The following is a 24,349-nucleotide window of genomic DNA, read 5'->3' on the forward strand; positions in this document are numbered from 1 at the left end:
CGAAAAGCACGCCGAAATCACGCGGTGCGACCTCGCTCCGCTCGGTAGTGCCGCACGAGGGCATCCGTCGACGAGTCCGACTGCTCGGCCGGCGACTCGTCGGACGTGATCACCGGCAGCAGCGCCTTGGCCTGAGTCTTGCCGAGCTCCACACCCCACTGGTCGAACGAGTCGATGCCCCAGATGACGCCCTCGACGAATACCTGATGTTCATAGAGCGCGACGAGCTGGCCCACCACCGAGGGTGTCAGCTTTGTCGCGAGGATCGACGTCGACGGTCGGTTACCCGGCATCACTTTGTGCGGCACCACATCTGAGGGTGTTCCCTCCGCGGAGATCTCCTCGGCGGTCTTGCCGAAAGCCAGCACCTGCGTCTGCGCGAAGTAGTTGCTCATCAGCAGGTCGTGCATGCTGCCGGTGCCGTCGGCGGTGGGCAGGTCGTCGGTCGGCTCGCTGAACCCGATGAAGTCCGCGGGGATCAGGCGGGTGCCCTGGTGTAGCAGTTGGTAGAAGGCGTGCTGACCATTGGTGCCCGGTTCGCCCCAGAAGATCTCACCGGTGCTGCCGGTGACGGGCGTGCCGTCGGCCTGCACCGACTTGCCGTTCGATTCCATCGTCAGCTGCTGAAGGTAGGCCGCAAACCGCGCCAGGTCATTCGAATAGGGAAGCACCGCACGGGTTTCCGCGCCGAAGAAGTTGTTGTACCAGAGCCCGATCAGGCCAAGAAGCACAGGCGCGTTCGCCTCCAGGGGGGCGGTGCGGAAGTGCTCGTCGACGAGGTGGAACCCGGCGAGGAACTCGGCGAAGCGTTCCCTGCCGATCACTGCCATCACCGACAGCCCGATCGCCGAATCCACCGAGTAGCGGCCGCCGACCCAGTCCCAGAAGCCGAACATGTTGTCGGTGTTGATGCCGAACTCGTCGACGAGCTTGGCGTTCGTCGACACCGCGACAAAGTGCTTCGACACCGCCGCGTCGCCGAGCGCATCGGTGAGCCAGCGCCGCGCCGCCGTCGCGTTGGTCAACGTCTCCAGGGTCGAGAACGTCTTCGACGCGACGATGAAAAGTGTTGTCGCAGGGTCGAGTCCGTCGAGCTTTGCCACCAGGTCCGCGGGGTCGACATTCGAGACGAACCGTGCCGAGATGCCCGCGTCGGCGTAGTGGCGGAGCGCCTGGTCCACCATCACCGGCCCGAGATCCGAGCCGCCGATGCCGATGTTCACCACCGTCGTGATGCGTTCGCCCGACGCGCCGCGCCACTCACCGCTGCGCAACCGGTCGGTGAAATCGCCCATCCGGTCCAGAACGTCGTGTACGTCGGCGACGACGTCCTGGCCGTCGACGGTGAGCTCCGCATCCCGCGGAAGCCTCAGCGCCGTATGGAGCACGGCGCGGTCCTCGGACGTGTTGATGTGCTCACCGGAGAACATCGCATCGCGCCGCGCGGGCACGTCCGCGGTACGCGCCAGATCGAGCAGCAGCGCCAGCGTCTCGCGTGTCACCCGGTGCTTGCTGTAGTCGATGTAGAGGTCGCCGACCGTCAACGCCAACTCGGTTCCGCGGGCCGGATCCTCGGCGAAAAGTGTGCGCAGATCCGTGGCGCCGAACTCGTCATGGTGCCGGGACAGTGCCTGCCAGGCGGGCGTAGCGGTGATGTCGGTTCCCATGTCAGAAACACTAGTGCGGCCAGATAGACAGGGGTGGAAGACTTGGAGTATGGATGCTTCCGCTGTCTCTGCACTGCTCGCGTCGGTCCCTACCGGCCTGTGGATCGGCGGTGAGGAACGCCGAGGATCGTCGACGTTCGATGTGCTGGACCCCAGCGACGACGAGGTACTCGTCGCTGTCGCCGATGCCACCGCCGATGACGCCCGCGCGGCCCTCGAGGCGGCGTGTGCCGTGCAGGCCGAATGGGCAGGAACCGCGCCGCGCAAGCGCGGTGAGATCCTGCGGTCGGTGTTCGAGACGATCACCGCGCGCGCCGACGACATCGCCGCGCTGATGACGCTCGAGATGGGCAAGGTGGTCGCCGAGAGCAAGGGCGAGGTCACGTACGGCGCCGAGTTCTTCCGCTGGTTCGCCGAAGAGGCCGTCCGCATCGACGGCCGCTTCACGCCGAGCCCCGCGGGCACCGGCCGGATCCTCGTCACCAAACAGGCCGTCGGCCCCTGCTATGCGATCACACCGTGGAACTTCCCGCTCGCCATGGGCACCCGCAAGATGGGCCCCGCCTTCGCGGCAGGCTGCACGATGATCGTCAAGCCCGCACAGGAGACGCCGCTGACGATGCTTCTGCTGGCCAAGCTGATGGACGAGGCGGGCCTGCCCAAGGGCGTGCTGTCGGTGCTGCCGACCAGCAATCCCGGCGCGGTCACGGAGGCTCTGATCGACGACGGCAGGCTGCGGAAGCTGACCTTCACCGGATCGACAGGCGTCGGCAAGGCGCTGGTGAAGCAGTCGGCGGACAAGCTGCTGCGCACCTCGATGGAGCTCGGCGGCAACGCCCCGTTCGTGGTGTTCGACGACGCGGACGTCGACGCCGCGGTGGAAGGCGCCGTGCTCGCGAAGATGCGCAACGGCGGCGAAGCGTGCACCGCCGCCAACCGCTTCCACGTCGCCAACGCGGTGCGCGAGGAGTTCACCGACAAGTTCGTCAAGCGGATGAGTGAGTTCACGCTCGGCAAGGGCCTGGACGAGAAGTCGACGCTGGGTCCGTTGATCAACGCCAAGCAGGTGGCCACCGTGACGGAGTTGGTCTCCGACGCCGTCTCGCGCGGTGCGACCGTCGCCGTCGGCGGCGTCGCTCCTGGCGGTCCCGGCAACTTCTATCCCGCCACCGTGCTCACCGACGTCCCTGCCGACGCACGCATCCTCAAGGAGGAGGTCTTCGGACCCGTGGCGCCCATCGCCGGCTTCGAGACGGAAGAAGAGGGCATCGCGGCCGCCAACGACACCGTCTACGGGCTGGCCGCCTACGTCTACACGCAATCACTGGATCGTGCGCTACGGGTGGCCGAGGGCATCGAGTCGGGGATGGTCGGTGTCAACCGCGGAGTCATCTCCGACGCCGCAGCGCCGTTCGGCGGAATCAAGGAGTCCGGCTTCGGACGCGAAGGCGGCACCGAAGGTATCGAGGAGTACCTCGACACGAAGTACGTCGCTTTCACCAAGTAGTCGACGCCGCGCGCGCCTTCCCGATCGGGAGCGGGCCCGCCCATAGACTTCCTTGCTCGGACAGGTAGGGAGGGCGCTCGACTGTGACTGCCGTGAGTGCGGCGCCAACCCGGGTCGGGCCGCGCCGTTATGTCGGTCCGGGACAGTCGATCCCGGCCCTCGACGGCGTCAGAGCCATCGCGGTCGCGCTGGTGCTGGCCGACCACGGCGGCGTCCCCGGACTGTCGGGCGGCTTCCTCGGCGTCGACGTCTTCTTCGTGCTCAGCGGCTTCCTGATCACCTCGCTGCTGCTCGACGAGATCGGGCGCACCGGTCGGATCGGTCTGAAGGGGTTCTGGATCCGCCGCGCACGCAGGCTGCTGCCCGCGCTGCTCGTGATGGTCCTGGCTGTGGTCGCGCTGCGCGAACTGTTCTCCGAGGAGTCGACGGCGACGCTGCGCGACGACGCCGTCGCCACGTTCTTCTGGATGTCCAACTGGATGTTCGTCGCCAACGACACCGACTATTTCGCTCAGGGCGCTCCTCCGTCCCCGCTGCAGCACACCTGGTCGCTGGCTGTGGAGGAGCAGTACTACGTGCTCTGGCCGGTGGCGATCGCCGCCGTCGTCGGGGGGATGGCCGCGATTGCCTACCGTCGCGGCGTCACGCTGTCCCGACGCGCGGTGCGTGTCGCGGTGTTCTGCCTCGCCACCGCAGGCGTCGCCGCGTCGGCAACCGCAACGTTTCTGCTCAGCTCACCCGGCAACCTCAACCGCGTCTACTTCGGCACCGACACCCGCGTGCAGGCGCTTCTCGTCGGCGCGGCCGCGGCAGCCCTGGTGGTCCGTGACTGGCGGGGCTTGACCGCCGGCCTGGTGATCTTCCGTGGGCGGTGGACGCGCTGGCTCGCCTGGGCGCTTCCCGTGGTCGGTCTGCTGGTGCTGTTCATGGCGGCCCGCATCGCGACCGGCAGCGCCGAGGAATTCCGCAGCGGCCTACTCATCGTGGTCGCACTCGCCGCGATCCTCGTCATCGCTCCGGTGGCTCTCGCGCAGGACGGTCCCGTCGCCCGGCTGCTCTCCGTCGGGCCGCTCGTCGGACTCGGCGCGATCTCCTACGGCGTGTACCTGTGGCACTGGCCGATCTTCCTCGTGCTCAACGGGGAGCGCACAGGCACGGACGGGTGGCAGTTGTTCGCACTGCGGTGCGCGGCGACGGTCGCGGTCGCCGCGGTGTCGTGGTGGCTCATCGAGCAGCCGATCCGCGAGTGGCGGCCCGCCTTCGTGCCGATGCTGCCGCTCGCGGGAGCGACGGCCGCGACTGCCGCCGTCGTGACGATGACCGTGCTGCCGGTCAGGGTCCTCCCCGAGAGGCCGGAGCCCGGTCCACTGGTCGACACCGCAGCTCTGGTCGGGCCCGAGGTCCCGGTCGCGGTGACGCAGGCGCCACGTCCGCGCGCCCCAGGCGACCTGCGCGTCGCGGTGTTCGGCGACTCGATCGCGTGGACGATGATGCGCTACCTGCCCGACACCCCCGGGATGGACTTCGCGGACTTCACCACGATCGGATGCGGAATCGCGCGTGGCGGGCCCTATGAGTACGTGGGCCAGGAGTTGCAGCAGAAGCCCGAATGCGATGCGTGGCCGGCGCGGTGGGCGCAGCGGATCGGCCACGAGAAGCCCGACGTGGCGCTGCTGATCGTCGGTCGCTGGGAGGTCGTCGACCGGATGAGCGAAGGCCAGTGGACGCACATCGGGGAGCCCGGCTACGACGCGTACCTGCGCGGCGAGCTCAACCGCGCGCTGGACATCCTCGGCTCGACGGGTGCCCGGATCGTCGTCACGACCGAGCCGTACAACCGGCGTGCGGAGAAGCCGGACGGCAGTCTCTACCCGGAGGATCAGCCTAAGCGCGTCGAGACCTGGAACGCCCTGCTGCGCAGCGTCGTCGAGGAGCGGCCGAACGCCTCGGTGCTGGACCTGAACAAGAAGCTGAGCCCGAACGGCTACTACCAGACGAGGGTCGACGGCATCAGGGTCCGCAGCGACGGCGTACACCCGACACCTGAGGCGGTCGAATGGCTGACGCCGTGGCTGGTCGAGGCCCTCAAACCCGAATAGAGGCTAGTGGCCGAGGCGGCCGCGGCCGAGACGCAGCAGCAGCATCGCGAGGTTCTTGCCCTCTTCGCCCAGGACGCTGTAGCGCTCGATGACCTTCATCTCGCGGCTGTGCACCAGGCGGGTGCCACCGGAGGCCATGCGGGCCTTGCCGATCATCTGCGACACCTCGGTGCGGCGCTGGATGGCTTCGAGGATGGCGGCGTCGAGCCGGTCGATCTCCTGACGGAGTTCGTCGATATCAGGCATCGTCGATGACCCCGTGGCTTCTGTGTGCTTCGTGGTTTCCGTGTGCGTCATGTTCGTTCTCCGTTCTCGTTGTGTCGGAGGCCTTTTCCGGATCTCGGGCCTCACACAAGAGACGAGCCCCGGATCGCCGAAGCGGACCGCGGGGCTCTGGGAAGCAGCTACACCACGGGCACCGCTGGCCGGTACCCGTAGAAAAATCGGCGATGAGCCCCTCGGGCGAAGAGCAGAAGGCCGGGATGCGCAATGAGCACGTAGCGAGTGTGCCATCACTGACCAGCGCTGCGCAAAGACTCCGGCCCGGCCGGCAACAACGCCCGGAGCCGGCGGATGTCCCCGACCGGGGGCGTGGATTTGCCGGAGCGCGCGGCGCGCTGAGCGCGCAGCCGATCCCGTCGGGTGCGGAGGCGCTCGGGGATCCGCGCCTTCCGCAACCCCGTGCCGGGCAGTCGCCGGTCGAGGACGGCCGGGCGGTTGTATGTCCCGCTGTGCGTTCCAAATGCGAGAACAGCGGGAAAATCCTGTCGCAACCACCGGGTATTGACGCGGGGGTGGATATACAGTGGCTACGAGGCGCGAGTCGGAAGCGCACGGACGGGGGATCGGCGCCGATGCCGATCGGTGAACGCGAGGTCGATGGCATTTCAGATTGCTGAGCGCGGTCACGTGCTGATGCGGGCCCGGTGACGTCGTAAAGGCGCCGCCACCCATTCGTGTTTGCTGTGAGCGTGACTTCCGCTCGGGTGCGGCGTGGGGTCACGCCACTGTCCGGAGTTGCGGATCCCGATGGCGCGCGCCAGCGGTTGCCGGTGTTTGATGTCCGAAAAAGCTACTGGCAGAACAACTTTGGCGGCCTGACGATTGGTGCGGGCCTTCATGCGTCCAATGCCTTTTACTCGGTGAAGGCGCGTTCACACGCATTTCGGACAAGCTGCAGCCATATTGACGACGGTTCTTGACACGTTGCTGGACGCAACCATAGATTGCGCTTGCCCAGGAAATTCTGGGTCTCACAGCAGTCGCCGGCACGGGGCGAACAAACTCCGGAGGGGGAGTCATTCATGGCGAGGCATCGCAGTACGCAAACGACAGCACCGGGTTCAGCGCTTCGCTACCTGACAGCGGGGGTGTTCGGAACGGCGATGGTCGGGGCCGGGGTCGCCCTGGCCGTCACTCCTGACGCCGAGTCCCCGTCCACGGTGCGGATGGATGTGCGACTGGCCTCGACGGACTCGACGCTGCCGCCGGAGTGCCTTGCGGGCGCGGGCGCAGGCGACGGCTGTGCCACGTTCGTCGGTTCCGGCGGTGCGGCGCCGCTCGCGCTGATCTCCGCCAACCCGGCGCTGCGCCCGATGATCGGACCCGGCGGGTGGCTGATCGGCGACGGCCTCGACGCCGCGGAGGATTGCGAGGGCAACGCGTGCCGCGGCGGCAACGGCGGGCTGCTCTGGGGCAACGGTGGCGACGGGCTCTACGGCTACGACGGCGGCAATGCCGGGCTTTTCTTCGGTGATGGCGGTGACGGAGGCGACGGACTCGATGCCCAATACCGCCCCGCCGCCGGCGACAAGCTGGCAGCCACCGACGGCGGCAACGGAGGCCGCGGCAGCCTCTTCGGCAACGGCGGTAACGGGGGTCGCGGCGGTGACGACGACAACACGCTCGATTCCGACGTCGCCGAGAACAACGACGCCGAAGCCGGCTGGGGAGGCGACGGCGGCCGCGGCGGACTGTTCGGCGGAACCGGCGGAACCGGCGGCGCCGGCGGAAACGCCACCTCCGACAACGGCAATGCCATCGGCGGCGACGGAGGCTACGGCGGTGACTCCAGCAACAGCCGGGGTGGCGACGGCGGCGCGGGTGGCGAAGCCATCTCGCTGGGCGGGAACGCCGACGGCGGCTGGGGCGGTGACGGCGGCAACTCGGCCGGCGGCGACGGCGGCACCGGCGGCGATGGCGGTCAGGCTACGGGTCTGCTCGAAGGCACCGAGGCGATCGGCGGCCGGGGCGGTGACGGCGGCTCGACCATCCTCGGCGACGGCGGTGACAGCGGCAGAGGCGGCGACGCGAACAGCCTGGACGGCGACGCGGCAGGCGGTCAGGGCGGTGACGGCGGAACCGCGTCGACCGGCAACGGCGGCGCAGGCGGTCAGGGCGGCAACGGGGAGTCCGTCGAGGGAGACGCGTACGGCGGCGACGGTGGCGCCGGCGGAAATGTGGGCACCCTCGGCACCGGCGGGCAGGGCGGCGACGCGGGCGACGGCCGGGTGAACACCGGCGGTCTCTCCGATTCGGGCGGCGACGCCGTCGGGGGCACCGGCGGGAACGGCGGCCGTGGCGGGATCGTCCTCGGCAACGGCGGTGACGGCGGCGACGGCGGCGACGCCACCCTGCCGAACCTGCCCGGCGGTAAGGGGGACGCGACTGCGGGCCTCGGCGGCATCGGCGGCTCCGGCGGCATCGGCGGGCAGGCCGGAGAGGATGGCGAGGACGGGACGACGAACCGGTCCGACGCCTCCGAATCCGACGGGTAAGGGCTGAACGACGCCTCCGGGCGAAGGGCGAAACCCCTTCCCCGGAGGTTTCGTCGTGACCCGGCCCGTGTGCATCGCGGTGGGGAGAATCTGTCTGCCGGCAGCGGTAAGTTTGGGTGCGACATGAGTGTGCAGGTGACCTTGAACGACGCGAACGTCCTCAACGAGGACGCCAGGCCGATGTCCGGCGACGACCTCCTCGAAGGACTCAACCCGCAGCAGCGCCAGGCGGTGCTGCACGAAGGCTCGCCGCTGCTCATCGTGGCCGGCGCGGGCTCGGGGAAGACGGCGGTACTGACCCGCCGGATTGCTTACCTGCTGGCATCCCGGGATGTCGGTGTCGGCCAGGTGCTGGCGATCACGTTCACCAACAAGGCCGCCGCGGAGATGCGCGAGCGGGTCGTCGGCCTCGTCGGTCCCCGGGCGCGCAACATGTGGGTCTCCACCTTCCACTCGACGTGCGTGCGGATCCTGCGCAACCAGGCCTCGCTGCTGCCCGGCCTGAACTCGAACTTCTCGATCTACGACGCCGACGATTCGCGGCGGCTGCTGATGATGATCGGCAAGGACATGGGCCTGGACACCAAGCGGCATTCACCCCGCCTGCTGGCCAACGGCATCTCGAACCTGAAGAACGAGCTGATCGGACCGGAACAGGCCGCTGCCGAGGCGTCCGAGGCCGAAGACGACCTCGCGCGCATCATCGCCGACGTCTACGGCGAGTACCAGCGCAGGCTGCGTGCCGCGAACGCGCTCGACTTCGACGACCTCATCGGCGAGACAGTGGCTGTGCTGCAGGCATTTCCACAGATCGCCCAGTACTACCGGCGTCGGTTCCGGCACATCCTGGTCGACGAATACCAGGACACCAACCACGCCCAGTACGTGCTGGTGCGCGAGCTGGTGGGGACCGAGACAGTCGACGGTCTCGCACCCGCCGAGTTGTGCGTGGTCGGCGATGCGGACCAGTCGATCTACGCCTTCCGCGGCGCGACAATCCGCAACATCGAGGACTTCGAACGCGACTTCCCCAACGCCACAACGATTCTGCTCGAACAGAATTACCGGTCCACGCAGAATATCCTGAACGCCGCGAACTCGGTGATCGCCCGCAATGCCGGCCGCCGGGAGAAGCGGCTGTGGACCGACGCCGGCGAAGGCGAGCTCATCGTCGGGTACGTCGCCGACAACGAGCATGACGAGGCGCGCTTCATCGCGCAGGAGATCGACGCGCTGTCGGACTCGATCGCCGACTTCTCCTACAACGACGTGGCGGTCTTCTATCGCACCAACAACTCGTCGCGCGCCATCGAGGAAGTCTTCATCCGTGCCGGCATCCCGTACAAAGTCGTCGGGGGAGTGCGCTTCTACGAGCGCAAGGAGATCCGCGACATCGTCGCCTACCTGCGCGTCCTGGACAACCCCGGCGACTCGGTGAGCATGCGGCGCATCCTCAACACCCCGCGCCGCGGTATCGGTGACCGCGCCGAGGCATGTGTGGCCGTGTACGCGGAGAACACCGGCTCCAATTTCAACGACGCGTTGGCCGCGGCCGCCGAGGGCAAGGTGCCGATGCTCAACACGCGCTCGGAGAAACAGATCGCCGGGTTCGTCGCCCTCCTCGACGAACTCCGCGGCGGCCTCGACGGTGAACTGGGCGATCTCGTCGAGACCGTTCTCGACCGCACCGGCTACCGCGCCGAACTCGAGGCGTCCAACGATCCCCAGGACCTCGCCCGGCTCGACAACCTCAACGAGTTGGTCAGCGTCGCACACGAATTCAGCACCGACCTGGCGAACGCCAAGGCCCTCGCTGAAGACGACACCGATCTGCAGGACGAGGACGTTCCCGACACCGGTGTGCTCGCGGCGTTCCTGGAGCGGGTGTCCCTGGTCGCCGACGCCGACGACATCCCCGAGCACGGCTCGGGCGTGGTGACGATGATGACGCTGCACACCGCCAAGGGGCTGGAGTTCCCCCTGGTCTTCGTGACCGGATGGGAGGACGGCATGTTTCCGCACATGCGCGCTCTCGGTGACCCGCTGGAACTGTCCGAGGAACGGCGCCTGGCCTATGTGGGTATCACCCGCGCCCGCCAGCGCCTGTACCTGAGCCGCGCCAAGGTCCGCTCGTCGTGGGGCCAGCCGATGCTGAATCCCGAATCCCGGTTCCTGCGCGAGATTCCGCAGGAGCTCATCAACTGGCGCCGCACCGAGGCCCCGCCATCGTCGTACTCGGCTCCGGTGGGCAACGCGGGCCGGTACGGCACGCCGCGTCCGTCCCCGTCGCGGCCGGCAACGGCGAAGCGCGCACTGATCGTGCTGGAGCCCGGCGATCGGGTCACCCATGACAAGTACGGTCTCGGCAGGGTCGAGGAGGTGTCGGGCGCCGGTGAGTCCGCGATGTCGCTGATCGACTTCGGCAGCGCGGGCCGGGTGAAGCTGATGCACAACCACGCGCCCATCAGCAAGCTCTGAATCAGTCCGTGCGGCTCCACCGCGCCGTCGCGGGCAAGGCCGCGAGGACGACGGACGTCAGCGGCAGCAGCGGCAACGCATAGACCGGCGGGGGGAGCTTCGCGCCTGCAACGAACAGGCTCGCGAAGATGAGCAGCGCGATGACAGCCCCGACCGCGATCAGCAGTCGCGCGGTTCGGCGCCGCAGGAGCAGGGCGATCACGCCGCTGATGGAGGCCGCAGCCGAGACCGCGGCGAGGAATCCGACGGCGACGCAGAAGAGAGGGTCGGTGGCCCACCACCCGGTGATCAGGTCCGTGGCGATCACGCCGCTGGCCCAACCGGACAGGATGCTCAGCACCGCGGTCGCGATCGCCGACCGCGGATCGGCCCGCGGGCTGCGCGTCGGTCCGACCGCGATGGGTTTGGCGCGCGGGAAGAACTGGGTATCGGGTTCGGAGACGACAGGCTGGGCGCCGGTGGGATGGCGGCGCAGGATGCTTGTCGGTGGATCGGCAGAGGCGACGGCGGGATTGGATCCGGTGTGCGAGGGGGCACGCCGCAGAATGCGCGTACTGGTGTCTTCCTCTTCCGGATCTACCGGCGGGACGAGTTCAGGAGGTGGGTCGCTGGCCACTCAGCCAACGTAGCCGCCGGGGGACAGCCCCCGCTTGGCCAGCCAGCCGACAGGGTCGACGCGGTCGGTGCCGTTGAGGTGCACCTCGAAGTGGCAGTGCGGCCCGGTCGAATTGCCGGTGTTGCCCATCTTCGCGATCTGGTCGCCTGCCATGACACGCTCGCCGACCGAGACCATGATCGAGCTGTTGTGACCGTAGAGCGTCACCGTGCCGTCGGCGTGCCGGAGTTTCACGAGGTTGCCGTAGCCGCCCTCGGATCCGGCGGCGATGACGACGCCGTCTGCAGCCGCGAGGATCGGTGTACCGATGGCGTTGGCGATGTCGATGCCCGCGTGCAGCACGCCCCACCGGAATCCGAAGCCCGAGGTCCACACGCCCGTGGTCGGCATCACGAACTGCGGCTTCGTCAGCCGGGCTTCGCGCTCGGCGCGCTCCTGCGCGAACGCGGCGGCCTTCGTGATCTCCTCGGCGTGAACCGTGGAATTGGCGGCCGGGGCCACCGAAACGATCTGCATGCCGTCGACCGAGCCGGTGACGACGGTGCCGTCGCCGAGCGTCGTCTGGTCGGAAGCGAGCACGGTCTCGGCGGGCGCCTTCGACGTGTTGTTGGTCATTGTGTACGCGCCCGCGGCGGTTGCTCCGACCGCCATCGCCGCGACGACCAGGCGACCCCTGACCGGCACTTCAGGCTTGCGATGCGCGCCTTTCCGGCTACGCATATCGATGATGTCTGTCTTTGCTGTGCCGTCGCTGACGTCGGTGTGGCTGTCGCGATAGGCGCGAGCGGATGAACGGCGCTCGGCGCTCGGCTCAGCACGGAACTCGGTCGGAACGACGAGACGCAGCGGCGTCAGATCGTCGGTGTCGTGGAGATCGTCGAGCTCGGGCGCATGGATGACTTCGGTGTCGCGGTCAAAAGCCGCGTGGGACAGGAACTCTAGATCGCCGGACGTTGCAAGTTCACCGAACTCGTCGAACGGGATGATGTCGGTGACTTCGGTGATTCCTGGGAGGCCAGGCGCCGCTACGGCCTCGCGGGAACGAGGCAAACGATGCTGAGGCAACCTGAAACGTCCTTAATGTCCGGGGAGTCGTCGTGACCAGTCCGTTATCTAGACCACAGGACGTTAACCAAAATCCAATCCTGGTGGCAACCCGAGAGGTTATTCCACTCGCAAATGTGACTTGAATCACGACTCGGCCCGCGGTGAGATCGACCACATGATCGGGATGCGATGGCAACGGTTTGCACTCGTGTCGATACAGTCACCCGGAGCCCATCGGGCCGTACCTCTAGCCGCTCACAGACAGGGATGTTCCGGATTCCATGGACCTCTTCGAGTATCAGGCGAAAGAGCTGTTCGCCAAGCACAACGTTCCCACCACTCCCGGCCGGGTGACCGAATCCGCCGAGGACGCGAAGGCCATCGCCGAGGAGATCGGCAAGCCCGTCATGGTCAAGGCGCAGGTCAAGGTCGGCGGCCGCGGCAAGGCCGGTGGCGTGAAGTACGCCGCGACCCCGGATGACGCCTTCACGCACGCGCAGAACATCCTCGGCCTCGACATCAAGGGCCACGTCGTCAAGAAGCTGCTGGTCGCCGAGGCCAGCGACATCGCCGAGGAGTACTACATCTCCTTCCTGCTCGACCGCTCCAATCGCACCTACCTGGCCATGTGCTCGGTCGAGGGCGGCATGGAGATCGAAGAGGTGGCCGCCACCAAGCCGGACCGTCTCGCCAAGGTGCCCGTCGATGCCGTCAAGGGTGTCGATCTCGCCTTCGCGCGCGAGATCGCGGAGAAGGGCCACCTGCCCGCCGAGGTGCTCGACGCCGCCGCGGTGACGATCCAGAAGCTGTGGGAGGTGTTCACCAAGGAGGACGCCACCTTGGTCGAGGTGAACCCCCTCGTCCGGACGCCGGACGACCAGATCCTCGCTCTCGACGGCAAGGTCACCCTGGACGCGAACGCCGACTTCCGCCAGGAAGGGCACAAGGAGTTCGAGGACAAAGAGGCCACTGATCCGCTGGAGCTCAAGGCCAAGGAGAACGACCTCAACTACGTCAAGCTCGACGGTGAGGTCGGCATCATCGGCAACGGCGCGGGCCTGGTCATGTCCACGCTGGACGTGGTGGCCTACGCCGGTGAGAAGCACGGCGGCGTCAAGCCCGCCAACTTCCTCGACATCGGCGGCGGTGCCTCGGCCGAGGTGATGGCCAACGGTCTCGACGTGATCCTCGGCGACAGCCAGGTCAAGAGCGTGTTCGTCAACGTGTTCGGCGGCATCACCTCGTGTGACGCGGTGGCCAACGGCATCGTCAAGGCGCTGGAGATCCTCGGCGACGAGGCCAACAAGCCGCTGGTCGTGCGTCTCGACGGCAACAACGTCGACGAGGGTCGCCGCATCCTGGCCGAAGCCAACCATCCGCTGGTCGTACAGGCCGAAACCATGGACTCCGGGGCCGACAAGGCCGCCGAGCTGGCCAACAAGTAAGGGAGCCAACTCAAATGTCTATCTTCCTGAACAAGGATTCCAAGGTCATCGTCCAGGGCATCACCGGCGGCGAGGGCACCAAGCACACCAAGCTGATGCTCAAGGCCGGCACCCAGATCGTGGGCGGCGTGAACGCCCGCAAGGCCGGCACGACCGTCAAGCACGAAGACAAGGATGGCAACGAGGTCGAACTGCCCGTCTTCGGCTCGGTCGCCGAGGCGATGAAGGAGACCGGCGCCGACGTGTCGATCGCCTTCGTGCCGCCTGCCTTCTCGAAGGACGCCATCATCGAGGCCATCGATGCCGAGATCCCGCTGCTGGTGGTCATCACCGAGGGAATCCCGGTGCAGGACAGCGCGTATGCGTGGGCCTACAACGTGGAAAAGGGCGAGAAGACCCGCATCATCGGGCCGAACTGCCCCGGCATCATCACCCCCGGCGAGTCGCTGGTCGGCATCACGCCGAACAACATCACCGGCAAGGGCCCGATCGGTCTGGTCTCCAAGTCCGGCACGCTGACCTACCAGATGATGTACGAGCTGCGCGATCTCGGCTTCTCGACCGCCATCGGCATCGGCGGCGACCCGGTCATCGGCACCACCCACATCGACGCCATCGAGGCGTTCGAGAAGGATCCCGAGACCAAGCTGATCGTGATGATTGGCGAGATCGGTGGCGACGCCGAGGAGAAGGCCGCCGCCTACATCCAGGCCAACGTCACCAAGCCGGTCGTCGGCTACGTCGCGGGCTTCACCGCTCCTGAAGGCAAGACCATGGGTCACGCCGGCGCCATCGTCACGTCCGGCGCGGGCACCGCCGCGGGTAAGCAGGAGGCGCTGGAGGCTGCGGGTGTGAAGGTCGGCAAGACGCCGTCCGAGACCGCCGCCAAGGCACGCGAACTGCTGCAGAACCTGTAGAACTCGCACCGCGAGCGCGCGCGTCTGCACGCCGACACACCGTCGGAACACGTGCAGATGCGCGCGCTCGCTGCGTTTTCGACCGCGCCTCGAGCGCCACGATGCCCCCGGAACGTGTTCGTCCGGGGGCTTTTCGGGCGCGGGCTACAGATGCGTGGCGAGGAACTTCTCGACGGCGCGATACATGTCGATGTTGTTGTCGGGGTTGACGAAGCCGTGGCCCTCGTCCTCCTTGACCATGTACTCGACCTCCACGCCGCGCCCCCGCAGCGCCGCGACCATGTTGTCGGACTCGGCCTGCACGACGCGAGAGTCGTTGGCGCCCTGCACCACCAGCAGCGGCGTGCGGATCTGGTCGACCCTGGTGATCGGCGAACGCGCCAGCATGTCGGCCTCCTGCTCGGGATCCGACGGATCGCCCACATAGAGCCTCCAGTTGTTGGCCAGAAACCGGCGGCCGACATCGGGGAGGGTTCGCATGAAGTTGGGCAGGCTGGAGATCCCGACGTAGTCGATCGCGGCGGCGAAGACGTCCGGGGTGAACGTGACGCCGACCAGCGTGGCGTAGCCGCCGTAGGAGCCGCCGAAGATCGCCACCCGATCACGGTCGGCGTAACCCTGCTTGACGGCCCAGTCGACCGCATCGATCAGATCGTCGTGCATCTTGCCCGCGAACTCGCCGATGGCGGCCTGCGTGAAGGCCTTCCCGTATCCGGTCGATCCGCGGAAGTTGACCTGGAGCACCGCATATCCGCGGTTGGCCAGCAACTGCACGTCGGGTTGATACGACCAGACGTCGCGGGCCCAGGGCCCGCCGTGCACGAGCAGAACGAGCGGAAGGTTCTCCGGCTCCCGTCCGACCGGCAGAGTCAGGTATCCGTGCACCTGGAGTCCGTCCCGGGACTCGAAGTTCACCGGCGTCATCGGCGCCATCGCCGCGGGGTCCAGCTGCGGATACGGCCGGAACAGCAGCCGGCTCTCGCCGGTGGTGCGGTCCCAGAAATAGGTGACGCCGGGCTCGCGGTCGTGAGTGAAGCTGACCACCCAGCGTTGTCCGCTGTCATCGGTGGAGATCTTCGACAGGTCACCGTCGGAAAGGTCGGTCAGCGCATTCAGCACCTGGGCGAAGTCCGGGTCGAGCGCGTGAATCACCTGACGCTCACCGTAGTAGCGGGCACCGATGAGTTCCCCGGTCTGCTCGCTGAGGATGAACGGCGACGGCAGCATGATCTGGGCGCCGAGATCCAAGCTGGGGTGGCTGTCCACCTCGGCTTCGGTGCCGGTCGCCACGTCGAGGCGGACCAGGCGCAGCCGATCGCTGCCGTCGTAGGAGCCCAGCCAGATGCCGGTGCCGTCGGGAGTCGGCGCGACGGGATGGATACCGAGCGGGTAGTCGCGGCCGGTGTAAACCTTGATGGGGCGCAGCGTCTGGGTCGCCGGATCCCACTGCGAGATCTCGACGTCGCCCTCGGCGGTCAAGGTGTTGGTGAACAGGTCACCGCCCGGGCCTGCGATCCAGGAGACGACGTTGCCGGGGTTTTCGGCGAGCAGGGTGAGCTCGCCGGTGGCGATGTCGAGTTCGAAGGCGTCGACGAGCTCGGCGTTGCGGGCATTGTGTTGGACGATGGCCTTGCCCGGTCGCGCCTTGAGCAGCTCGAAGGATGCGCGGACACGAGGAAACGGGGTGAGGTCGACGGCGGACACCTCGGGGGCGTCCGGATCGACCCGATACAGGTGCCAGTGTTCGTCGCCGCCACTGTCCTGCATGTAGAGCAGCCACCGCGAATCGTGGGTCCACGAGTAGATGTACACGCTGCGGGTTTCGTCGGCGGTGACGCAGCGGGGCTCCTCGGTGCCGTCGACATCCTGCACCCAGACGTTGAGCCGGTTCTTCCACGGTGCGAGGTACGCGATCCGGGTGCCGTCGGGCGAGATCGTCGCGCCGGCGCGGACGGGAGGGCTGAAGAACTCCTCGACGGGGATGATCGGGGGCGGGGCGGTGCCGGTCATGTCGTCCTTCCTCAGGCGCGTGTCATCAGCGGACCGGACTGCGTCGGCCCGCTGCGTTTCGTCGTGAGTCTCTGTCACTTAGTGACAACCCCACTGTGTCACTAAGTGACAAAGCGGTCAAGCGGCGCATGTCCCGATTGGCCTTGCTGGAACGTGTTCTATTAGCCTCCCGAAGTAACTCGGAGAGCCGAGGGGTGAAGGGACGGGCGCATGGCAGTTGACCCACGCACGCCGGTGATCGTGGGCGTCGGGCAGTTCACCGAACGGATCGACGACCCCGCCTATCGCGGGATGTCGGCCGTGGAGTTGGCGACCGCCGCGGCGGAGGCGGCGCTGAGCGACACCGGGGCGGATTCCGCGGCGGTGGCCGCGGCGATCGACACCGTCTTCGGGCTGCGGCAGTTCGAGATCTCCGGTCCGATGCCCGCGACGCTCGGCAAGTCGAACAACTATCCGCGGTCGGTCATGAACCGGTTGGGCGGCAACCCGGCCCGCGTGGTTCTCGAACCCGTCGGAGGTCAGAGCCCGCAGAAACTCGTCACCGAGGCGGGCAATCTGATCGTCGGCGGCGACGCCGACGTCGTCATGATCATGGGTTCGGAGCCAGGGTCCACCGCCAAGTATTTCGCGAACCGCGACGACAAGCCCGACTTCACCGAGAACGTCGACGGCCAGCTCGAAGACCGTGGACATCAGATCTACAGCTACATCGACGAATACACCGTCACGCACGGACTCACCGGCGCTCCGGTGCAGTACGGATTGCTCGACAACGCGCGCCGCTCCCGCCTCGGTCTCGGCGTCACCGAGTACCGCCACCAGATGGCGCAGCTGTTCGCTCCGATGTCGAAAGTTGCTGCCAAGAACCCGTTCTCGTCATCGCCGGTCGAACGGTCGGTGGAAGAGGTGGAAACAGTCACCGACGAGAACCGGATGATCTGTGATCCCTACCCTCGGTTGCTGGTCGCGCGCGACACCGTCAACCAGGGCGCCGCGGCGGTGCTGATGTCTGTCGAGGCGGCACGCGGACTCGGTGTGCCCGAACAGAAGTGGGTTTTCGTGCACGGGCACTCGGACCTCATCGAGCAGCCCCTGCTCAAGCGCGTTGATCTCGGCGCCAGTCCGGCGGCAGTACATGCGGGGCACGAAGCGCTGCGAGTGGCCGGCCTCGGTGTCGACGACATCGCCACGTTCGACCTCTACAGCTGCTTCCCGTTCCCCGTCTTCGTCATGTGCGAAGCGCTCGGGCTGGCCGCCGACGATCCGCGTGGCCTCACGCTCACGGGCGGTCTACCGTACTTCGGTGGTCCCGGGAACAGCTACTCGCTGCACGGGATCGCCGAGACCGTCACTCAGATGCGGGACAGACCAGGCAAGTTCGGCTTCGTCGGCGCCAATGGCGGCATCATGAGCAAGTACTCGGTGGGTATCTACTCGACCGAGCCGGCGCCGTGGCCGACCTCGCGCAGCGCCGAGTTGACCGCGCAGGTTGCCGAGCTCCCCACGGTCGAGGTGACGAAGTCGCCGGACGGCGCGGGAACGGTCGAGACGTATTCGGTCCGCCACGATTGGCCGGTGCGTACCGGGATCATCGTCGGCCGGCTCGATTCCGATGGTTCACGGTTCATGGCGACCACTGAGGACGCTGACCTTGTGGCATTGATGTCCGAGGGAGATCCGTTGGGCGCGAAGCTGACTGTGACGCCGACCGACTCCGGCAACAGGGCCGTCCTGCGCTAGAAGATTGTCGTCTCGGCCGGGGTGATCACGAAGCCGTGGTCGTCGACCCGGCAGGCTACGGTCCCGGCGTCATCGACGCCGCACACAGCCACGCCATCGAGTGAGGTGACCTTGTGCATCGGTGCCAGCGTGGGCGGTGGCCGCTTCTTGTCGGCGGCGAAATCTGGGTCACCGGCCAGGGATTCGATCGTTCCCGACTCCGCGTATCCCGCGCCGACCGACCAGTCGCCGGGGCCTTGTGACGGGATCGGCCCGCGGCATCCAACGTGCTCGAACTTCGGCTCCGGGTAGGCGTTGCTCGCGCAGATGAGCCCCGTGGGCGTCGAAAAGGCGAAACCCTGCACACGCGGCACCATCTGCTGGGCGAATTGCTCGCCACTCTCGGTATAGCCCGACAGATCCGGAAAGCCCTCCGGCGCAGCGTCGGCAGGGCTCGTCGCGGTGGCGGATTGTCGAGACACATCGCTGCTCTCGGTGGATCCGGTGTCCGGCATCGGCGAACACCCCGTGAGCGTTGTTATCGACAATGCAACGGCGGCAATGCATCTCGCGATCATCAGTAGGCTCCTAATCCGCGTGTGTCAGAGTTCTGGATCTGGACAAGGTGCGTGCCGTACGGCTTCCATAGCGAGATCGACGCATCGATCGAATCACCGCCGGACAGCGGGGATTGAAAGACGCCGTATGCGCCGGGCGCAGCGGTGACGAGTTGGGGTGGCGACCAGGTGACGCCGTCGGTCGACGAACTGGTGAACACGTTGCCCATGTTGTCGTTGAACGTCACGAGCGCCCTGTTGTCGTAGAAGTGCACGCTCGGCTCACCCACACCGTCGTAACCGCTCGGCGGGGCCAGGATCGCGGGGCTCGTTTCCGGATACTGGTCGGCGTCGAAACCCGAGCCGTTCCAGTATTCGTATGCGGCGGGATTCTCGATCTGGTCGGTCGGGACGCGTGCCACGTGCATACCGTCGTTGACGCGCCCGTCCTGCGTTCCATACATGTAGGTGTAGCCGTCATCGCTCGGCGCGAAGCTCTGCACCTGGAACGGATTATCGTGTGCGGCTTCACCGTTCGTCCACACGAGGGGTTTCACCGGCTCCCAGGTGCGTCCGCCGTCGGTGGACTTGTACAACTGCGAACTGCGGGTCTGCCAGGTGCCGTCGTCCCAGTTCTTCACATTCATCACCGACGTGTACATCGTGTCGCCGTTGTTGAAGGTCGAGGTCGGGATGGTCGAGATGTCTTCGGCCTGTTTCGGTAACCGGCCCGGGGTGTTCGGGAACGGGTCGTTGACGACCTCGTCGACCACCCATTTCCCGTGCTCGTCCATCCTCCAGAAGATGATGTTGTTGTGGCCACCCTCGGCGGGCCGGGGGCCTGGACCGCCTGTCTCACCCATGCCCACACCGGTGTCGCCCTGAATCGTGAACAGGCGTCCGTCCGGCGTCATACCCATGATCGACAGGTCGGTGTTGGGTACACCGACCCCGCCTTCACCGGTAGTGGGATCGCCTGACCCGGCCAGACTCTGCATCCATTTCAACTGTTCACTGTTCAAGCTGTCAGGGTCGATGTTGCCCGGCAGCGGGTTGTTGCCCGGCAGCCACCCGGCGTTGATGGCGCTGATGCCCGTGGACACCGTCTGATCCGTCGTGACGAACGACTCGATGAGCTGCTGGATGATCTTTGTGTAGGACGCGGCGATCGCGACCCATGGCGCCGTGTCGTTCGGCGCCCGCGGCGTGACCACTCCGGAGTCCGAGACGTCGAACAACGTCGATGCGATGTCGACCCAGGCCAGCAGGACGTCGCGGACCGCGACCAGGGCGCCGCCGCCGGACTTCATCGCGTGGGCCAGTGCCGCCAACTTCTCGTGCTGCCAGTGCTGCTGCTGGATGTTGCGGTACGCCGTGGCGACCGCCGCATTCGCCGCGCTGCCCGACCAGTCTAGTTTCAATTGGTTCAGCGCGCGGACCTGCTCGCCGACCAGCTCGTCGAGCGCCGATGCTTTGGTGGCCAAGTCACCGCCCGCGTAGACGACCTCCTGCGGGTTCTGCGCGCGGATCATGGAAATGGACATGCGACGGACGGGGCTCCTAGCCGGGGTTGCTCACCAGCCTAAGTCGTCCGTGCGGACCCGCCACGCACGATTTACGCCAGGGCGCTGAGCTTCCCGGCCAGCCGCTCGACGTAGGCGGCGACGTCGGACTCGGACTTGTCGGGCAGGCCGAACAACACCTCGGTGACGCCCAGTTCGCGCCAGTGTGCCAGCTTTTCGGGGTCCGGCTTGAAATCCAGCGCCACGATCTGCGGGGCGCCGTCACGACCCGCCGCGGCCCAGGTGTCCTGCAGGAGCTTGACCGGCTCGTCGATGTTGAAATCGCGCGGGGTGGTGATCCAGCCGTCGGCCGACTTGGCGATCCACTTGAAGTTCTTTTCGGTACCTGCGGCGCCGACGAGGACCGGGATGTGCGCCTGCACCGGCTTCGGCCAGGCCCACGACGGTCCGAACTTGACGAACTCACCGTCATACTCGGCCTCTTCCTCGGTCCACAGCGCGCGCATCGCCTCCAGGTACTCGCGCAGCATCGTGCGTCGGCGACCGGGCGGCACGTTGTGATCGGCAAGCTCGTCGGTGTTCCAACCGAAGCCGACGCCGAGCGAGACGCGGCCACCGGAGAGGTGATCGAGCGTGGCGATCGACTTCGCGAGCGTGATCGGGTCGTGCTCGACGGGCAACGCGACAGCGGTAGACAGCCGGACGCGGGACGTGACAGCCGCGGCGCCGCCGAGTGAGACCCACGGGTCCAGGGTGCGCATATAGCGGTCGTCGGGCAGCGACTCGTCCCCGGTGGTGGGGTGCGCAGCCTGCCGCTTGATCGGGATGTGGGTGTGTTCGGGCACGTAGAACGTCTCGAATCCGTGCTCGTCGGCCAGCTTGGCGGCCGCGGCGGGCGCAATCCCGCGATCGGAGGTGAACAGCACCAATCCGTAGTTCATGCCGAGAATTAGAACGTGTTCCAATCCGCGGCCGCAAGGGGGGTACCTGCTCGGCCTCGTGCGGCGTCCGGTGGCGAATACGCGTAGCCCGCTACTCAGGACTGCCGTACCGGTGGCGACGAAGGTTTCGGGCATGTGGGAAACAACGTCACAGTGGTCGAAATTCAAAGAATGGGTGCGGCGGTACTTGCCCTGCGAAATCGCGGGGACCGCAGCGGAGTTCGGCGCCGCAGCGCTCGTCTACGTCCAGACCGGCTCGCTGGCGATGGCGGCCGTCGCGGCGACGGTCGGCGCGTCGATCGGGTACTACGCCGCCGCTTACATCAGCGCGCTGCGGTGGACCTACCGCGACCAGGCGCACCGGCGGGGCGCCCCGCGCGTCGCGGTGGCCAATCTGCTCGCGCTGCGCAGCGTTGCGGTCGAGTTCGGTCCGGCCGAACTGATCGACAGCGTCGCCGTCCGTCCGTTGGCGTTCTATATCGGGCCGATGATGTTCGGAGATGTCCTCGCCGGCTGGATCTTCGGAAAGTTGGTGTCGGATGCCGCGTTCTACACCTGCGCCATCTTCAGCTACGAGCGATTCACTTCGCTTCTCGCGCATCGCACGCCCGAAGCTGATCTCGCAGAGGAGGGCGGCCATGAACCCACAGTGGCGGTCTCGATTGCGTGACGAGCTTCGGGACCGCGGCCCGCGCTGGGAAAAGTTGGCGCGTAAGTACGGCACGCCGCTGCTCGTCCTCGAGCCGCACATAACGGCCCGCCGGTTTCGGGAGCTTCAGGCCGCACTTCCGGGTTTCGGGCTGCACTACGCGGTCAAGGCGCTGCCGCATCCGATCGTGTTGTCGACCATCGCCATCTGCGGCGGTGGGTTCGACGTGGCCACGCGTGGAGAAATCGAGCTGATCCAGCGCCTCGGATTGCCGCTGCATCGGTGCATCCACACCAATCCGATCAAGAAGCCCGTCGACATCGAGCACGCCTACAGCGCGGGGGTGCGGACATTCGTCGTCGAAAATGCCTGCGAGGCCGAGAAATTCACCGGAATGCCTGACGATGTAGAAATACTGGTGCGCTTGGCGTTCCGCAATCCGACCGCGAAGTCGGACCTGTCGGCGAAGTTCGGCGCCCCACCCGCAGATGCCGAGCTGCTCGTCAAACATGTGCTTTCGGCAGGAGTGCGCTTCGCCGGCTTCAGCTTTCATGTCGGTAGCCAGGGAACCTCGATGGCGCCCTATCGCCGAGCTCTGGAGGAGACGCTTGAGCTGATCGCGCATCTGCAGACCGCGGTCGGGGTGCAGACGCGCGTGATCGACATCGGTGGCGGTTTCCCGGTGAGCTACCGGGAGTGTGCGCCGCCGGTCGGCGACGTCGGGGCGATCGTCGCCGACGTCCTCGGAACGACGCACGACTTCACGCTGCTGGCCGAGCCGGGCCGCTTTCTGGCCGCCGACTGCATGACGTTGCTGACGAGCGTGGTGGGGACAGCGGTGCGGGAGGGGCAGGTCTGGTACTACCTGGACGACGGGCTCTATGGCAGCTACTCGAACGTGATGACCGAGGACGTGCACCCCGCGATTCTGGCTCTCGGCGAGCTCTCTGGGGCCGATGCGGCCCTCGAACCGGTCGTGTTGGCCGGGCCGACCTGCGACAGCGCCGACGTCATCGCCCGCGGGTATCCCATGCCGACCCTCGGAGTCGGTGACCTCCTGATCAGTCCGGCCATGGGTGCTTACACCAGCGTCACCGCTTCGCCGTTCAACGGGATAACCCCGACACCGATCGTGATGGCCTGACGGCCCTTTCCTTCACCGCGATCCATACCGATGACCGCGGCGCGCGCCGGCGGTTCCATGGCGTTCATGACGACCGAACGCATCGCCGACCACGTCACGTTCGCCTACTGGGTGCCCAATGTCAGCGGTGGGCTGGTGACCAGCGACATCGAGCAGCGCACGGACTGGAACTACGACTACAACAAGAAGCTCGCCCAGACCGCGGAGAACAACGGCTTCGAGTACGCGCTGTCGCAGGTGCGCTACGAAGCCAGTTACGGCGCGGAGTTCCAGCACGAGTCCACGAGCTTCAGCCTGGCGCTGCTGCTGGCCACCGAACGACTGAAGGTCATCGCCGCGGTGCATCCGGGCCTGTGGCAACCCGGGGTGCTGGCCAAGCTCGGCGCCACCGCGGACCACCTGTCCGGGGGCCGGTTCGCCGTCAACGTCGTCAGCGGATGGTTCAAAGACGAGTTCACCCATCTGGGCGAGCCGTGGCTCGAACACGACGAGCGCTACCGGCGCAGTGCCGAGTTCCTCCAGGTGCTGCGCAAGATCTGGACCGAGGACGACGTGGACTTCCGCGGCGACTTCTACCGCATCCACGACTTCACGCTGAAGCCCAAGCCGCTCAACACGCCCGAGCGTCCCAACCCGGAGATCTTCCAGGGCGGCAACTCCACGGCGGCCCGACGCAACGGCGGCCGCTACTCGGACTGGTACCTGTCCAACGGCAAGGATTTCGACGGGCTCACCGAGCAGGTGGTGGAGGTGCGTGACCACGCGCGCGACGCGGGCCGGGAGGTGAAGTTCGGGCTGAACGGCTTCATCGTCGCGCGCGACACCGAGAGAGAAGCGAAAGAGGTCGTCCGAGAGATCATCGCGAAGGCCAACAAGCCCGCGGTCGACGGGTTCCGTGGCGCCGTGCAACAGGCGGGCGATTCCACGTCCGACAAGCGCGGCATGTGGGCAGATTCCTCCTTCGAGGACCTGGTGCAGTACAACGACGGCTTCCGCACGCAGCTGATCGGCACTCCTGAGCAGATCGCCGAACGCATCGCCGCCTACCGCAAGCGCGGTGTGGACCTGATCCTCGGCGGTTTCCTGCACTTCCAGGAGGAGATCGAGTACTTCGGCGCGCGCGTTCTGCCGCTGGTCCGGGATATAGAGGATTCGGAGCGCGATTCCGCCGAGTCCCCGGTGCTCGTCTCGGCCTAGCTCCGGGTAGTGCCTCACCGAGGCGGCGGCTGGGTGTGCCGGCGCTTCCCGGAGGT

General features: G+C 67.0%; 18 protein-coding genes. 10 read left to right on the forward strand and 8 right to left on the reverse strand.

What is annotated here, in order from left to right:
- Positions 1-17 precede the first annotated feature (17 nt).
- Complete coding sequence (gene pgi, locus ACAG24_RS05840) at positions 18-1,667, reverse strand: glucose-6-phosphate isomerase (RefSeq protein WP_370471698.1); 1,650 nt, start codon at positions 1,665-1,667, stop codon at positions 18-20.
- 49 nt (positions 1,668-1,716) lie between these two features.
- Here pgi and ACAG24_RS05845 point away from each other — a divergent pair, with 49 nt between their 5' ends.
- A complete protein-coding gene (locus tag ACAG24_RS05845) occupies positions 1,717-3,174 on the forward strand; it encodes an NAD-dependent succinate-semialdehyde dehydrogenase (RefSeq protein ID WP_370471699.1) in 1,458 nt (485 codons plus the stop codon).
- Between the two features lie 83 nt (positions 3,175-3,257).
- Complete coding sequence (locus ACAG24_RS05850; protein WP_370471700.1) at positions 3,258-5,273, forward strand: acyltransferase family protein; 2,016 nt, start codon at positions 3,258-3,260, stop codon at positions 5,271-5,273.
- Between the two features lie 3 nt (positions 5,274-5,276).
- On the opposite strand, the gene ACAG24_RS05855 is transcribed toward ACAG24_RS05850, so the two are convergent.
- Positions 5,277-5,570 (reverse strand): chorismate mutase, encoded by a 294-nt coding sequence (locus tag ACAG24_RS05855; RefSeq protein WP_370471701.1) that lies wholly within the window; start codon positions 5,568-5,570, stop codon positions 5,277-5,279.
- A 1,007-nt stretch (positions 5,571-6,577) separates the two neighbouring features.
- On the opposite strand from ACAG24_RS05855, the gene ACAG24_RS05860 reads away from it, so the two are divergent.
- Both ACAG24_RS05860 and pcrA read left to right on the forward strand, forming a co-directional pair.
- Positions 6,578-8,050 carry a hypothetical protein gene (locus ACAG24_RS05860; protein ID WP_370471702.1) on the forward strand — a complete coding sequence of 491 codons (1,473 nt, stop codon included), beginning with the start codon at positions 6,578-6,580 and terminating at the stop codon, positions 8,048-8,050.
- A 123-nt stretch (positions 8,051-8,173) separates the two neighbouring features.
- Positions 8,174-10,528 (forward strand): DNA helicase PcrA, encoded by a 2,355-nt coding sequence (gene pcrA, locus ACAG24_RS05865; RefSeq protein WP_370471703.1) that lies wholly within the window; start codon positions 8,174-8,176, stop codon positions 10,526-10,528.
- Position 10,529: 1 nt separating this feature from the next.
- Here the strand turns inward: pcrA and ACAG24_RS05870 are convergent, their stop codons facing one another.
- Complete coding sequence (locus tag ACAG24_RS05870) at positions 10,530-11,144, reverse strand: hypothetical protein (RefSeq protein ID WP_370471704.1); 615 nt, start codon at positions 11,142-11,144, stop codon at positions 10,530-10,532.
- Complete coding sequence (locus ACAG24_RS05875; RefSeq protein ID WP_370471705.1) at positions 11,145-12,209, reverse strand: M23 family metallopeptidase; 1,065 nt, start codon at positions 12,207-12,209, stop codon at positions 11,145-11,147.
- Between the two features lie 263 nt (positions 12,210-12,472).
- Here ACAG24_RS05875 and sucC point away from each other — a divergent pair, with 263 nt between their 5' ends.
- Positions 12,473-13,636 (forward strand): ADP-forming succinate--CoA ligase subunit beta, encoded by a 1,164-nt coding sequence (gene sucC / locus ACAG24_RS05880; RefSeq protein WP_370471706.1) that lies wholly within the window; start codon positions 12,473-12,475, stop codon positions 13,634-13,636.
- Between the two features lie 14 nt (positions 13,637-13,650).
- Entirely contained in the window at positions 13,651-14,553 is a 903-nt protein-coding gene (gene sucD, locus ACAG24_RS05885; protein WP_370471707.1) for a succinate--CoA ligase subunit alpha, read from the forward strand.
- 144 nt (positions 14,554-14,697) lie between these two features.
- On the opposite strand, the gene ACAG24_RS05890 is transcribed toward sucD, so the two are convergent.
- Positions 14,698-16,563 (reverse strand): alpha/beta fold hydrolase, encoded by a 1,866-nt coding sequence (locus tag ACAG24_RS05890; RefSeq protein ID WP_370471708.1) that lies wholly within the window; start codon positions 16,561-16,563, stop codon positions 14,698-14,700.
- 210 nt (positions 16,564-16,773) lie between these two features.
- On the opposite strand from ACAG24_RS05890, the gene ACAG24_RS05895 reads away from it, so the two are divergent.
- Positions 16,774-18,303, forward strand: a complete 1,530-nt coding sequence (locus tag ACAG24_RS05895) for an acetyl-CoA acetyltransferase (protein ID WP_370471709.1) — start codon at positions 16,774-16,776, stop codon at positions 18,301-18,303.
- Here the strand turns inward: ACAG24_RS05895 and ACAG24_RS05900 are convergent.
- From ACAG24_RS05900 to ACAG24_RS05910, 3 genes are all read right to left on the reverse strand, one after another.
- Positions 18,300-18,797, reverse strand: a complete 498-nt coding sequence (locus tag ACAG24_RS05900; RefSeq protein WP_370471710.1) for a hypothetical protein — start codon at positions 18,795-18,797, stop codon at positions 18,300-18,302. The genes ACAG24_RS05895 and ACAG24_RS05900 overlap by 4 nt on opposite strands.
- A gap of 62 nt (positions 18,798-18,859) precedes the next feature.
- Positions 18,860-20,383 carry a DUF5005 domain-containing protein gene (locus ACAG24_RS05905; RefSeq protein WP_370471711.1) on the reverse strand — a complete coding sequence of 508 codons (1,524 nt, stop codon included), beginning with the start codon at positions 20,381-20,383 and terminating at the stop codon, positions 18,860-18,862.
- 71 nt (positions 20,384-20,454) lie between these two features.
- Positions 20,455-21,303 carry an LLM class F420-dependent oxidoreductase gene (locus ACAG24_RS05910; RefSeq protein ID WP_370471712.1) on the reverse strand — a complete coding sequence of 283 codons (849 nt, stop codon included), beginning with the start codon at positions 21,301-21,303 and terminating at the stop codon, positions 20,455-20,457.
- Positions 21,304-21,436: 133 nt separating this feature from the next.
- On the opposite strand from ACAG24_RS05910, the gene ACAG24_RS05915 reads away from it, so the two are divergent.
- From ACAG24_RS05915 to sfnG, 3 genes are all read left to right on the forward strand, one after another.
- Positions 21,437-21,973: a hypothetical protein gene (locus ACAG24_RS05915; RefSeq protein ID WP_370471713.1), complete on the forward strand. Its 537-nt coding sequence runs from the start codon at positions 21,437-21,439 to the stop codon at positions 21,971-21,973.
- Entirely contained in the window at positions 21,942-23,096 is a 1,155-nt protein-coding gene (locus ACAG24_RS05920) for a type III PLP-dependent enzyme (protein ID WP_370471714.1), read from the forward strand. The genes ACAG24_RS05915 and ACAG24_RS05920 overlap by 32 nt, the downstream gene beginning before the upstream one ends.
- A gap of 66 nt (positions 23,097-23,162) precedes the next feature.
- Positions 23,163-24,293 (forward strand): dimethylsulfone monooxygenase SfnG, encoded by a 1,131-nt coding sequence (sfnG, locus tag ACAG24_RS05925; RefSeq protein WP_370471715.1) that lies wholly within the window; start codon positions 23,163-23,165, stop codon positions 24,291-24,293.
- The last annotated feature ends 56 nt before the right edge of the window (positions 24,294-24,349 follow it).

It is taken from the genome of Mycobacterium bulgaricum (assembly GCF_041287165.2).
GTDB lineage: Bacteria > Actinomycetota > Actinomycetes > Mycobacteriales > Mycobacteriaceae > Mycobacterium > Mycobacterium bulgaricum.

What these genes read in the sequence shown, in the direction of transcription:
- sucD (WP_370471707.1), top strand. Translation starts at nt 13,651, where the DNA reads ATGTCTATCTTCCTGAACAAGGATTCCAAGGTCATCGTCCAGGGCATC.
- pgi (WP_370471698.1), bottom strand. Translation starts at nt 1,667, where the DNA reads ATGGGAACCGACATCACCGCTACGCCCGCCTGGCAGGCACTGTCCCGG.
- ACAG24_RS05895 (WP_370471709.1), top strand. Translation starts at nt 16,774, where the DNA reads ATGGCAGTTGACCCACGCACGCCGGTGATCGTGGGCGTCGGGCAGTTC.
- ACAG24_RS05845 (WP_370471699.1), top strand. Translation starts at nt 1,717, where the DNA reads ATGGATGCTTCCGCTGTCTCTGCACTGCTCGCGTCGGTCCCTACCGGC.
- ACAG24_RS05890 (WP_370471708.1), bottom strand. Translation starts at nt 16,563, where the DNA reads ATGACCGGCACCGCCCCGCCCCCGATCATCCCCGTCGAGGAGTTCTTC.
- ACAG24_RS05915 (WP_370471713.1), top strand. Translation starts at nt 21,437, where the DNA reads ATGTGGGAAACAACGTCACAGTGGTCGAAATTCAAAGAATGGGTGCGG.
- ACAG24_RS05860 (WP_370471702.1), top strand. Translation starts at nt 6,578, where the DNA reads ATGGCGAGGCATCGCAGTACGCAAACGACAGCACCGGGTTCAGCGCTT.
- ACAG24_RS05920 (WP_370471714.1), top strand. Translation starts at nt 21,942, where the DNA reads ATGAACCCACAGTGGCGGTCTCGATTGCGTGACGAGCTTCGGGACCGC.
- sfnG (WP_370471715.1), top strand. Translation starts at nt 23,163, where the DNA reads ATGACGACCGAACGCATCGCCGACCACGTCACGTTCGCCTACTGGGTG.
- pcrA (WP_370471703.1), top strand. Translation starts at nt 8,174, where the DNA reads ATGAGTGTGCAGGTGACCTTGAACGACGCGAACGTCCTCAACGAGGAC.
- ACAG24_RS05855 (WP_370471701.1), bottom strand. Translation starts at nt 5,570, where the DNA reads ATGACGCACACGGAAACCACGAAGCACACAGAAGCCACGGGGTCATCG.
- ACAG24_RS05900 (WP_370471710.1), bottom strand. Translation starts at nt 18,797, where the DNA reads ATGCCGGACACCGGATCCACCGAGAGCAGCGATGTGTCTCGACAATCC.
- sucC (WP_370471706.1), top strand. Translation starts at nt 12,473, where the DNA reads ATGGACCTCTTCGAGTATCAGGCGAAAGAGCTGTTCGCCAAGCACAAC.
- ACAG24_RS05905 (WP_370471711.1), bottom strand. Translation starts at nt 20,383, where the DNA reads ATGTCCATTTCCATGATCCGCGCGCAGAACCCGCAGGAGGTCGTCTAC.
- ACAG24_RS05910 (WP_370471712.1), bottom strand. Translation starts at nt 21,303, where the DNA reads ATGAACTACGGATTGGTGCTGTTCACCTCCGATCGCGGGATTGCGCCC.